Annotated in this window: 9 protein-coding genes; 6 read left to right on the forward strand and 3 right to left on the reverse strand. The window is 40.1% G+C overall.

Annotated elements, in window-relative coordinates; all coding sequences use genetic code 11:
• Positions 1-40 precede the first annotated feature (40 nt).
• The gene (locus GLIP_RS01955; RefSeq protein WP_008842873.1) at positions 41-1,528 is read left to right on the forward strand and encodes a tryptophan halogenase family protein; all 1,488 of its coding nucleotides are present in this window, start codon (positions 41-43) and stop codon (positions 1,526-1,528) included.
• 43 nt (positions 1,529-1,571) lie between these two features.
• On the opposite strand, the gene GLIP_RS01960 is transcribed toward GLIP_RS01955, so the two are convergent.
• A complete protein-coding gene (locus GLIP_RS01960) occupies positions 1,572-2,954 on the reverse strand; it encodes an MFS transporter (protein WP_008842874.1) in 1,383 nt (460 codons plus the stop codon).
• Positions 2,955-3,421: 467 nt separating this feature from the next.
• Between GLIP_RS01960 and GLIP_RS01965 the strand changes: the two genes are divergently transcribed.
• A complete protein-coding gene (locus GLIP_RS01965; RefSeq protein WP_008842875.1) occupies positions 3,422-4,495 on the forward strand; it encodes a LacI family DNA-binding transcriptional regulator in 1,074 nt (357 codons plus the stop codon).
• A gap of 91 nt (positions 4,496-4,586) precedes the next feature.
• Here GLIP_RS01965 and GLIP_RS01970 read toward each other — a convergent pair whose 3' ends face one another.
• Positions 4,587-6,512, reverse strand: coding sequence for an amylosucrase (locus tag GLIP_RS01970; RefSeq protein ID WP_008842876.1), 1,926 nt, complete (start codon positions 6,510-6,512; stop codon positions 4,587-4,589).
• A gap of 290 nt (positions 6,513-6,802) precedes the next feature.
• Between GLIP_RS01970 and GLIP_RS01975 the strand changes: the two genes are divergently transcribed.
• The 4 genes from GLIP_RS01975 (at position 6,803) to GLIP_RS01990 (ending at position 11,395) form a co-directional block, all read left to right on the forward strand.
• Positions 6,803-7,519: an ABC transporter ATP-binding protein gene (locus tag GLIP_RS01975; protein WP_008842878.1), complete on the forward strand. Its 717-nt coding sequence runs from the start codon at positions 6,803-6,805 to the stop codon at positions 7,517-7,519.
• Complete coding sequence (locus tag GLIP_RS01980) at positions 7,516-8,760, forward strand: ABC transporter permease (RefSeq protein ID WP_008842879.1); 1,245 nt, start codon at positions 7,516-7,518, stop codon at positions 8,758-8,760. The genes GLIP_RS01975 and GLIP_RS01980 overlap by 4 nt, the downstream gene beginning before the upstream one ends.
• A complete protein-coding gene (moeB, locus tag GLIP_RS01985) occupies positions 8,757-9,536 on the forward strand; it encodes a molybdopterin-synthase adenylyltransferase MoeB (RefSeq protein WP_008842880.1) in 780 nt (259 codons plus the stop codon). The genes GLIP_RS01980 and moeB overlap by 4 nt, the downstream gene beginning before the upstream one ends.
• A gap of 107 nt (positions 9,537-9,643) precedes the next feature.
• Complete coding sequence (locus GLIP_RS01990) at positions 9,644-11,395, forward strand: DUF885 domain-containing protein (RefSeq protein ID WP_008842881.1); 1,752 nt, start codon at positions 9,644-9,646, stop codon at positions 11,393-11,395.
• A 173-nt stretch (positions 11,396-11,568) separates the two neighbouring features.
• Here the strand turns inward: GLIP_RS01990 and GLIP_RS01995 are convergent, their stop codons facing one another.
• Entirely contained in the window at positions 11,569-12,111 is a 543-nt protein-coding gene (locus tag GLIP_RS01995) for a nicotinate-nicotinamide nucleotide adenylyltransferase (protein WP_008842882.1), read from the reverse strand.
• Positions 12,112-12,208 lie beyond the last annotated feature (97 nt).

Genomic DNA, 12,208 nt, shown 5'->3' on the forward strand with positions numbered 1-12,208 from the left:
TGAGTCTGGAACAGATTCACTTTAAATAAAGGTTATAGGCATGCAAAAAGCAGTGCGTAAAGTCGTCATCGCTGGCGGCGGAACTGCCGGTTGGATGACAGCCGCTTTACTTCGAAAAGTGCTACAACAAACAATTGAAATTGAATTGGTAGAATCTGAAGCGATTGGCATCGTTGGAGTAGGTGAAGCCACTATTCCGCCGATCCAAATATTTAATCAATATCTTGGCTTGGATGAAAAAGAATTTTTAAGAGAAACCAAAGGGACTATTAAGCTAGCCATTAAATTTGAAAACTGGCGGGTACAAGGCGAAAGTTACTATCATACTTTTGGCGCGCCTGGTGCAAACATTGGATTTTGTAGTTTTCAACACTTTTGGTTAAAAGCCAAAGAAGCAGGTAACGAACATACTTTATGGGATTATGATTTAAATTACTTGGCTTGTGAGCAGGGTAAATTTAATAAAATTAATACCCAAAATCCAGTCTACGATATGCAATATGCATATCATTTTGATTCCGGTTTATATGGTCAATACCTACGTAAATTAGCTGAAAAAGCCGGTGTAAAACGTACTGAAGGCATTATTGCGCAGGTCAACCAAGATCCCCGTTCAGGTTTTATCACCTCACTTGAACTTAACAATGGTCAAAAGATTGAAGGTGATCTGTTTATAGACTGCACTGGTTTAAGAGCGTTATTGAGCCGTAAAACATTGGGCGTAAAATACGAAAGTTGGGACCACTTTTTGCCTGCCGACAGTGCCATTGCTGTGCCCACCGAACGTTTTGAACACACCGTTCCCTATACGCGAAGCATTGCCCATGCGAATGGCTGGCAATGGCGCATCCCGCTTACCCATCGAAATGGTAATGGTATCGTTTATAGTTCTAAATATTGCAGCGATGATGAAGCAATGCAGACACTGATGGGGAATTTGGACTCTAAGCCATTGGACGAGCCTCGGAAAATACAATTTGAAACTGGCAGAACAGAGCAACAGTGGCATAAAAACGTAGTGGCCATTGGCTTATCCAGTGGTTTTCTTGAACCTCTAGAATCAACCAGTATTCACCTGATTCAGTCTGGGATTGTTAGGTTGCTAAAAATGTTCCCTAATCAAGGGATAACACCCGCTATGGTTGAAATGTATAACCAGGAGTCGAAACAGGAATTTGAAACTATCCGCGATTTCATTATTTTGCATTATCACGTGAATCAAAGAAACGATTCTGATTTTTGGAAAGATTTACGCAATATGGATATTCCACCGCGTTTACAACAAAAAATTAATGCGTTTAAAGAGTCCGCAGCTATTTTTAATGATAATAACGATATCTTTCGGGATGCGTCTTGGTTACAAGTGATGTTAGGGCAGGGTATAAACCCGACTGATTATCATCCAGCCGCAAAGGTGCATGGTGACAAAGCGTTACTGGATATAATGCACAAAATTTACCATGCTAAGCAGCAACCTTTAACCAAAATGTTGCCTCACGATGAATTTTTAGCCCGTTATACGGGCTAATTTAGTGCTCAATCATTAGACGCATTATCAAGAACCACCGAGCTTAGCGCTCGGTCATGGTTCTTGCTGTTGCTTCTGATTCCAATACTTCTCCAGTTTGTACATTTACTGACTTATCTTTTAGACGCGAAGCGAAAAATGCCGCCAGCAGCATACAAATACCGCACAATACCAGCGCATTTCGAGGATCGCTTTGCAGCAGCGAATCGTAGAATAAGCCGACAGTAAACATACTGATGATTTGCGGTAAACAGATAAACGCATTTACCAGCCCCATATAAACACCAATTTGCTTGGCGGGTACTGAATCAACGACGATGATGAAAGGCATCGTCATAATACCAGCCCATCCCATACCTACTAAAACCATGGCAGCGTAAATAAAATATAGGTTGGAAGTGAATAGCATGGATACAAAGCCGATACCGGCCAATCCAAGTAATAGCGCATAGGTGTTTTTCTTACCTAATTTTCGCACTATAGAAGGTACCAAAAATGACATACAAAGGGTGGTAACATTCATGACAGTTAGCGCTACGCCGCCTCGAGCTACCCCTTCAATGAATAAATCAGATTTAGGATCTACCGCATTAAAACTATGGCGAGCGATAGATAAGCCAAGGTATTGCCACATCAAAGGTAAACCGTACCACGAAAAGAATTTAACCCACCATAACCGTCTAACCTCATCGGGCATGCTTTTCACTGCACCAATAATATCTTTTATAGCGCCTAGCATGGCATTTTTATTCTTACGTTCAGCTAAAAATTGCTCTAAATCTTCGGGAGGATCTTCTTTAGTGGTGAAAGCAGTCCACGTCATGGTCGTAACCATTGCTATGACCCCAATCACGAACGAATATTTTACAACATCAGGGATGGCATTAATCGCGCCTTCTTCAGACACACCTGATACCCCTATTGCAAGCATGATAAGTGGCATTAACCCAGCAAGAATTTGACCTGCAGCGACCATAAAGGTTTGCACTGCATAGCCTATGGTGCGTTGAGGAGAATTAAGTTTATCACCAACTAATGCGCGGTAGGGTTCCATCGCGGTATTCATACCGGCATCCAGAATCCAAAATAAACCTACTGCCATCCATAAATAGGGCACATAGGGCATGAACATAACAGCGACACTACCGACTAATGCACCTATTAAAAAGAATGGTTTGCGTCGGCCAAAGCGGGTCCAGGTTCCATCACTTAATGCTCCAATTAATGGCTGAATAAGCAAGCCCGTAATGGGGCCGGCCAACCACAAAATCGGTAATTCGGATTCCACTGCACCGTGGTAACGGAAAATAGGACTTAGGTTGGCTTGTTGTAAACCGAACCCGTATTGAATCCCCAGGAAACCAAAACTCATGTTCCATATTTGCCAAAAAGACAAGTTTGGCTTTTGATGACTGTTTTGCGACATAACGTACTCTTTAGTTTTAGTGAGTCAGCGCTAAAAATAGCTTTTGAATGACATATGTTAATACTATGTTAGTTTAATCTTAATGGTTTAAGTAGATAAAAGCTAGAAATTATTAAGGCAATTTTCATTTTGTTTACGAGGATAAAGAAGTGAATTTTGATATATGCAGCAATCCATTTTTTCGTAAAATACGATTAACCGTTAAAATGGGAACTAATAATCGCTTTCTAGATTTTTTCTAATCATATCAACGTATTGATTTTTAATGACTAATCAGGTTTTAGCTAAAATTCCACGGATTTGTGTTCGAGATTGAAGTCGATATGAAAATATAAAAAACAGAAAAATTTAACTTTTTCTTATAGCTTTAATTTAATTAACCTTTAAGATTGTTAAGTAAATATTAAGATCTCTCTAAAATTTAAGATATCGATTAAGACGTATTCAAGAGAGTTCTATATTAGAATATGCAACAACTAGAATCGAACGGAGTAGTGCAGGTGAGTAGAACGAAAAAACTAAATCTTAAGCAAGTTGCGGAAGAATTGGGTGTGTCAACTGCCACTGTGTCTAATGCCTTCAACCGTCCTGATCAATTATCCGCAAAATTACGCGAACGTATCTTACTTGAAGCTGCAGAGTTGGGTTATCACGGTCCGAACTTGGCCGCTCGAACGTTGCGGCGAGGTGAATCAGATGTCATAGGTGTGATGTTGTTAGATTCACTAACCTATAGTTTGTCTGACCCAGTTGCCAATCAATTGTTGCAAGGTATTGCTGAAGTATTAGTTGAGCGTAACAAGCATATGTTGCTGCTATCTAGTCGAATTGAGGCTGGCCAACAACGTGGAGCAGAATCCTTACCTGACGGCTTTATTTTATACGGAGCGATTGATCAACATTCCTTTGATTTCATTCTTAAAACAGGTAAGCCGGTTATCGTGGTCGATTCTGAATATAAAGAAACGGCCTCTGTGAATATTGATAATCAAAATGGTGCATTTCGAATCGCTGAATATGCGATTCATGATGAAAATGAGAAAGTTGCCATTTTAGGTCTTCGTTTGATAAACACGGATAGAGTATGTCGATTGACCGAGGCTGACTTGGCACAAGAGTCACAAGAAGTCTCTCAGGCTCGTTTAGCGGGGTATCAAATGGCTGCCGAGCAGAAAAACTGCCATATTCCAGCGGCCTCGATGTGGCATATTCCTATTAATGACGCTGAGCTTGCAGAGATTGCGGCCCGTGAAGCTTTGACGGTGAACCCACGGCCTACGGTGTTATTATGCATGAGTGACATCATTGCGTTAGCTGCGATTCGCGTGGCTCGTGAATTGAATATTCGTGTGCCAGAAGAGCTCAGTATTACAGGCTTCGATGATATACCAGAGTCGGCACGTTCAGAGCCGCCAATCACAACGGTTTGTCAGCAAAGTATCGAAAAAGGGCGTATGGCTGCTCGTCTATTATTGGACGGAAAGGCGAAAGAACACCTCGTGTTGGAGACTCGGTTAGTGGTGCGAGGAAGTTGCAGATAGCAATACTTTTGCCGTCAAAAAAAGGATGCACAAATTATAACGCTGTGTACTATTACAGAGCGCTATAATTTAGTGAGTCAATCAAAAATAGTTATTCTGCTGTAAGCCACATTACCTGATAAGGTGCTAACACAATATGGTTTTGATCAGCGCAGTAAGTTGTTGCGGTCAAGTGCTCCATACACACATCTGCATTAAGTAATCCTAAGATTTTGCCGTTAATAATTTGCTCATGCTCACTAAAGTTATTTATCGCTAAAAAAGTAGCATCTTGACTTTTACGCGTATAAGCAAAAATATGCTGGTTTTCGGTTGCCTGAATATGCGTATTTGCATCACCCAAGACCACTAATTGTTTGCGAAGCTCAATTAATTGGCGCAATCTATTTGAGACCTTGTTGGCCACGCTTGTAGTGCATTTCGCGTCGTCAAGGGCGTGTTCGCTTAACGCGATACGATGGACCCAACGATCATCATGCATTTTGTCTTGTTGCTGACGATAACTGTAATCGTTTAACAAGCCAATTTCGTCACCTGAATAAAGCAGTGGAATTCCACCAATAGACATGATGACAGCGTTTATTAGCTGAATTCTGCTTAAGGCATTTTCAATTAAATGCTGATCGCCGAATTCAATTGCTTGTTCGAGACCAGTAAGCGATGCCATTGAACCACACACTCTGCAATCACCGTTGCTTGGATTTTCGCCAAATGCGACGCCTTTCGCAAAACTACCAGGAAATCGACCTGTATAGAATTGATTTAAGAATTGACGGTGATCGTTACCATTTATTCCTAATTGGTTGGCAATATCATCATCAAATGTCCAGCCAATATCGTCATGGCACCTAACGTAATTTACCCAACTACATTTTGGTGAGATCTCAAAACTTTTTTGCATAGAAGCCGTCAACAATCTCGTTTTACGTGTGGCTAAACTGTTCCACAGCAATGCCATCAATAGAGGATTGTATGAGAGCTGACATTCTTTGGGATCAATATATTTGAGCACTTCATCTGGATGCACTATGGCTTCGGACTTAAATACCACAGCAGGGGCGGAAATTTGCAAGCAGCAGTTAAACGCTTGAATAAGTTTATGTGCTTTATCTTGGTTTTCACAGCTAGTTCCCATTTCTTTCCAAATAAAGGCAAGTGCGTCTAAACGCAGTGCTTCACATCCTAAATTTGCTAAATAGAGCATTTCATCGGTAATGGCATTAAACACTGCTGGGTTGGCATAATTTAAGTCCCATTGGAAATTATTGAAGGTGGTCCATACCCACTTTTTAGCGTCTTCATTCCACGTGAAGTTTCCACGTCGTACCTGAGGGAATATTTCGCGTAAATGTTGTTCATATTGGTCGGGAATTTCGCGATCATCAAACATGTAGTAGTAATCTTGGAATTCACGATTACCATGCTTAGCAGCTTCGGCCCACTGATGTTCGTCAGATGTGTGATTAAATACGAAATCTAACACTAAGCTAATATTTTCGTTTGCCAGCGCTTTCGCTAGCGCCTTTAAGTCTTTGGTCGTTCCTAACTTTTCATTTACCTTACGATAGTCAGATACAGCATAACCGCCATCACTGTCACCTTGAGGAGAGTCGTATAAAGGCATTAAGTGCAAATAGGTAATGCCTAGTGACTTCAAATAAGGAATTTTGGCTTTAAGTTCAACCAAATCATTGGCAAATAAATCGACATAACATGCCATACCTAACATGTTTTCATTTTTGTACCATAAAGGATCAGATAAGCGTTTTTTATCTTTTGTTTTTAACGCGCCGGAACGTTGGCCATATCCTTTTGCCAAACACGTGACTAATTCTTGTAAGTAAAAATGGCAGTCGTAACGATCTCCATAAATATCGATAAAAAGCGCAAATAATCTGGGGAATTGGCTATTTAAACGCTGCTTAAATGTTTGCGTATCGGTTTTATTTAACATCGACAAGTCAATCACATTCATGATGCGATTTAACGCGCGTTCACATTCAAATTCCAGATTCATAATTTGCCTTGATAAAAATCGATCTAATTCGTTTAAGATTAATTGCTTTCAGGATATTAACCCTTGCGATGCAGATATTCAATAATAAAGTACTAACAAATAAATAACATCCTGAGGTTATTATGGTTATTGTCTTAAACGATTTAGTTTTCGGTCAAAAATATAACTTTGAAATCACATTACTATTTAAAATTCTTGTTGACGCTCAAATTGGCCAATTAGCAATTGTTTCTGTGGTAATGACAAGATAGAGTTAGTTCAAACGACATTAGCTAACAATAAAAGACGTTATGACCCATTCTGGAGCAGCTATAGAGTTTGACAATGTTACTTTTCGCTATCCTCAGCAGCGATTTGCAAAATCAAGTGACGCTAAAGATCTCGCTATTAAGATTAATAACTGGCAAGTAAGTACAGGACAAACCATTTTTGTATCGGGTGATTCAGGCTCGGGCAAAAGCACACTGTTAAATTTAATTTGTGGCACTTTGACACCAACGACCGGCACTATTTCTATTTTAGGGCAGCGTTTTTCAACCTTATCGGAACAAAAACGTGATCGATTTCGGGCTCAGCATATTGGCGTGGTGTTTCAGCAGTTTAACTTAATCCCGTACCTTACGGTGAAACAAAATATTGACGTTGCTGCTTATTTTGGAAAAGGTCGTAAGGCTACGTCATCAAAAGAAATTGATGATTTATGTCAGCAACTTAATCTTGCGACGGAATTACTTGAAAGACCAGCAAGCCAACTCAGCGTTGGTCAGCAACAAAGAGTGGCTATCGCTCGCGCGTTAATAAACCGGCCTGAATTATTAATTGTCGATGAACCAACTTCAGCATTGGATGCATCTGCACGGGATGGCTTTATCCAATTATTGCTTAACTGTGTCCAACAATACGAATTTACCTTAATTTTCGTGAGTCACGATCTAAGTTTGGCGAGTCATTTTGAACAACATATTAAAATTGCAGACATTAATGAAGTGCTCGAGGTGAGAGCATGATTACCACTATTGCAGTTCAAAGTTTAAAGCATAGATTATCAGCTGTGTTGCTGACCATGTTATCTATTGTGGTCAGCGTATCCTTGTTACTTAGTGTAGAACATTTAAGGATTCAAACTAAAGCCAGTTTTGGACGCACAATTTCGGGCGTTGATTTAATTGTAGGTGCGCCCACTGGCCAATCAAATTTGCTGCTATATTCGGTGTTTAGGATAGGTAACCCAACCAATAGTGTGTCGTGGGAAAGTTATCAAACGCTGTCAAAACTCCCCAGTGTTAAATGGATAATCCCTATCGCATTGGGGGACTCCCATGAAGGTTTTCGAGTATTAGGTACTAATACCGACTATTTCAAACATTTTCAGTACGGCAATAAGCAATCATTAAATATAGACAAAGGCAAAACATTTGATGCGCCTTTTGATGCGGTAATTGGCGCTGAGGTAGCTGAAAAGTTAAACTATAAACTCGGTGATGAAATCGAAATGTCCCATGGTTTAGGCGAGGTAAGTTTTACCAAACATTCAGAATCTCCCTTTGTTGTTACGGGCATTCTCGCATCCACAGGTACACCCGTAGATCGCACAATTCACGTGACCTTAATCGGGTTAGAAGCGGCACATATGAATGCCACAGAAATACACAAAATTCACGAATCCATTGCTGCAGGTGAAACAATCGATGTTGAGATAGATAGCGTGACCGCAATGTTTATTGGGTTGCAGGCAAAGATGCAGGTTTTCCAATTACAACGCGCTGTTAATCAATATAAAAAAGAACCTATGCTGGCCATAATGCCAGGCGTTGCATTTGCAGAATTGTGGCAGTTGGTCGCAAATGTGGAAAATATTTTGTTATTTATATCTGTACTAATTTTATTTTCTTCGTTACTTGGTTTAGCCACCATGCTGCTGACAACTGTTAGAGAACGTCGACAGGAAATGGCCGTGTTACGGGCAATTGGTGCACATTCTTGGGTCGTGTTCTTATTGATCCAAATGGAGGCGTTGTTATTGAGTTTAGGCGCAAGCATCATTGCAGTATTGTTGGTTTGGGCAGGCTTCCAGTTTGGTTCAACATGGCTAAGTGCTGAATATGGTCTGTTTATTGAAAATACGGTTTTGGGAATACGTTCAATTGCAATTATTGGGATTGTTAGTGTAGCCACATTTATAATTGCCTGTGTGCCAGCATTTAGTGCGTATCGACAGTCATTGCAACAAGGTATGAGTAATAAATGATCGAGAATACGCCTCCCAAACAATTAAGCCATAAACTTGCGATGCGTTACTCTCGACAAGTCATGTTGCCTGGGTTCGATTTAGAAAAGCAAGAATTGTTGTTATCTAAAAAAGTACTCGTCATTGGGGTAGGCGGATTAGGTTGTGCTGCAGCTCAATATCTAGTGGCTAGCGGTATTGCACAGATTACTTTGGTCGATGACGACAAGGTCGATGAAACAAATTTACCACGTCAAATTCTACACGGTGAGTCTGATGTAGGAATGAATAAATGCCAGTCAGCAAAAAACAAGTTAGCCAAGCTTAATAGCGCGGCTAAAATCTCAACTATCGAAAACCGTTTGCATGACGACGAACTTGAGCAAGTCTTAATAGCACATGATATTGTTATTGATTGTAGCGACAATCTAGCCACTCGAAATCAATTAAACCGTGCCTGTTTACAGGCTCAAAAACCGTTAGTCTCTGGGGCGGCAATTCGTATGGAAGGCCAAATTTTTAGCATGCAACCCAGTGCGAAAAATGCGTGTTATGGCTGTTTAAGCCGGCATTTTGGTGAACAATCTCTTACCTGTAGTGATGCCGGTGTAATGTCTCCATTAGTAGGTGTCATTGGCTCAATGCAAGCTTTAGAAGCGATCAAAATAATGGTTGATTACGGGCAACCATTAAATAATCAATTGATGTTGTTTGATGCGATGACCTTGCAATGGCAGAGGTTTAGCGTGCCTAAAAGTGCTGATTGTAAAGCATGCGGACAGGTAAATTCTGAATAATTGTGTGACTCGAATACGATGCCATTGTAGCACTGGCTTGATCTTTCAAAAGCAACTACACTGGCCAACATACGGCCTCAAATTAGGTTAATTAAGCTGGAACAGACATGCCTACAAACACGTTACCTCGATTGATATTTTTGCTAAGTTTTTATGCCCTTTTTGCCCAAGCAACTCCCGATACAAATACTAAAATATTTCAACAAATATTGGACGAACATTGGCAGCACGAAAATCGGGAGCAATTGTTCTTTCGCAATGATCCGGATGCGTTTAGGATGAATGGAAAGTTGCCGGATATGTCGCAACAGGGAAGAGAAAGAAGACAGAAGTTTAATCAAAAAATCATCCAACGTCTTGCCGAGGTAGATGTTTCTCAACTTTCAGAAAATCAACAAGTTACCTATAAATTGTTTGCTTATGAAAGACAAGCAGAAGCGAAAAGCTACCAACAACTTGATCGCTATTTTCCGCTAAATTATTACTCCGGTTATCACAGTTATTTTGCTGGCGCACCGGCAAATATGTCATTTTTAACGTCTGAAGATTACGAAAACTATCTAGTGAGTCTGGCTGACTTTCCGCGCTATAACCAAGAATTTATTGATGATTTAACAGAGGCAGTGAAAAAAGGGTATGTGCATTATTGCGAGACCTTTAGAAACTATGATAAATCGATTAGCAAACATATTGTTAAGAATGTTGAAGACAGTGTTTTTTGGGCGCCGTTGGCCAATATCCCAACCAATATAACTCAACAGAATAAACTGCATTATCAACAAAAAGCCAAACAGCTTATCCGTGATGAAGTGATTCCTGAGTACCAAAAATTCTATGATTTTTTTACTCAACAATATATGCCCAACTGTCGTAAAAAAGCCGGAATAAGTAGTGTTGACGGTGGCTCTGAATATTATAAATATCTAATTGAGTATTACACAACAACCGATCTGAGTGCTGAGCAAATTCACCAAATTGGTTTGGATGAAGTTGCACGTATTAAAAAAGACATGTTAACCATAATTGATGATGTTGGTTTTCAGGGCAACTTTAACGAATTTATTGCATTCTTGCGTAGTGATGAGCAATTTTATACCGATAGTGCACTGGATATGATTGAAAAAGCCAGCTACATCAGTCGCAAAATGGCTGGACAGTTACCTAAGTGGTTCAGTGTATTGCCACGCACAACATTTGATATTAAATCGAGCCCCAATGGTGGTGCATATTACGTCGCATCGGATGGCAGTGGAACAACTGCGGGCACTTACTTTTTAGATACCCAAGATTTACAAAGCCAACCCTTATACACCCTTGAAGCATTGACATTTCACGAAGCAGAGCCAGGACATCATTTCCAAAGTTCAATTGCACAAGAAATCGATATGGCAAATTTTAGAAAAAAACTGTACCACTCAGCTTATGGAGAAGGATGGGGTTTGTATTCAGAGCGGCTAGGTAAAGAAATGGGATTTTACCAAGATCCATATAGTGATTTTGGGCGCTTAACCTATGAAGCTTGGCGTGCTTGCCGACTGGTAGTCGATACAGGCATTCATGCTAAAAGTTGGACGCGGCAACAAGCGATAGATTATTTAGCCGAAAATACAGCATTGAGTATGAGTGATGTTGTTGGTCAAATTGACCGTTACATAAGTTGGCCCGCTCAGGCATTGTCTTACAAAATCGGTGAATTGAAGATTGTAGAACTTCGAGAGTTGGCGCAAACGCAACTGGGCGAACAATTTGATGTGAGAAAGTTTCACGACCAGATACTTAAGAATGGCAGTTTACCGCTGGATTTACTTGAACAGCTAAGCAAAGACTGGATCAGTGAACAAAAAGCAAAACAACATTAACTAGCTGGCAATGTCATTGAAATGGGGAGTTAGTGTAAGTTTGTACTATTGCGGTCGCTCCTAGTCTTTTTTTGTAGCTAGTAGCGACACGCTATGCGGGCTCTATTGAACGATTAAATAATGCGTACCCTAGATTGATTTCAACTATAAATTACTTCAGCTTGTGGGTTGATTTACTGCTGTGATTCGCATAAATAGAGTCCATGGGTATGAATATAGTCAGCCACACCTTTTGGGACTTGCTTATCAATTTCATTGCGATTTAACAAGTTGTTGCGTACGTCTGTCGATCTTACTTCCACTCGCTCAGGGACAACAAGAATATTCCAGTTTTCGAGAATTTCTTGAGATTTATAAAACTTGTGCCAATTTTTGTGATTATCGGGTCCCATCACAAACGTGAGCTTTGCATCTGGATAATATTCTGATTGCAAATAAGACATTAGATCATAAGTGTAGATAGGATTCGTGCCGTCACTTAGTTGATCTTCAATGGGGAATACTTCAATCTTAGAAATAGAAAGCTGGTCTGCAAATAATCGTAGCATAGCGATTCTTTGCTCATAAGAAATCATCTTTTTAGAAAACGCGTGAGCATATGACGGAACCAACAATATGCTGTCGAAAGCTGGTTCATGGGAGTTAATGTATTCAATTGCGTCTTGATGCCCAAAAGTAGGCGGATTAAATGCAGCACCAAAAATCGCTATATTCATATTGCGGGTTCCAGAAGAAACAAAAATATTGTTGTTTATAGTTAGTTAAAGTACTTCTCTATTGAGCCATAACTTTGGCAAAAAGTGTAGTAAAAAC

The organism is Aliiglaciecola lipolytica E3, assembly GCF_000314975.1.
Taxonomy (GTDB): Bacteria; Pseudomonadota; Gammaproteobacteria; order Enterobacterales; family Alteromonadaceae; genus Aliiglaciecola; species Aliiglaciecola lipolytica.

Excerpts from the sequence above, each read along its gene's own strand:
- moeB (WP_008842880.1), top strand. The coding sequence starts at position 8,757 with ATGATCGAGAATACGCCTCCCAAACAATTAAGCCATAAACTTGCGATG.
- GLIP_RS01995 (WP_008842882.1), bottom strand. The coding sequence starts at position 12,111 with ATGAATATAGCGATTTTTGGTGCTGCATTTAATCCGCCTACTTTTGGG.
- GLIP_RS01990 (WP_008842881.1), top strand. The coding sequence starts at position 9,644 with ATGCCTACAAACACGTTACCTCGATTGATATTTTTGCTAAGTTTTTAT.
- GLIP_RS01980 (WP_008842879.1), top strand. The coding sequence starts at position 7,516 with ATGATTACCACTATTGCAGTTCAAAGTTTAAAGCATAGATTATCAGCT.
- GLIP_RS01960 (WP_008842874.1), bottom strand. The coding sequence starts at position 2,954 with ATGTCGCAAAACAGTCATCAAAAGCCAAACTTGTCTTTTTGGCAAATA.
- GLIP_RS01970 (WP_008842876.1), bottom strand. The coding sequence starts at position 6,512 with ATGAATCTGGAATTTGAATGTGAACGCGCGTTAAATCGCATCATGAAT.
- GLIP_RS01955 (WP_008842873.1), top strand. The coding sequence starts at position 41 with ATGCAAAAAGCAGTGCGTAAAGTCGTCATCGCTGGCGGCGGAACTGCC.
- GLIP_RS01975 (WP_008842878.1), top strand. The coding sequence starts at position 6,803 with ATGACCCATTCTGGAGCAGCTATAGAGTTTGACAATGTTACTTTTCGC.
- GLIP_RS01965 (WP_008842875.1), top strand. The coding sequence starts at position 3,422 with ATGCAACAACTAGAATCGAACGGAGTAGTGCAGGTGAGTAGAACGAAA.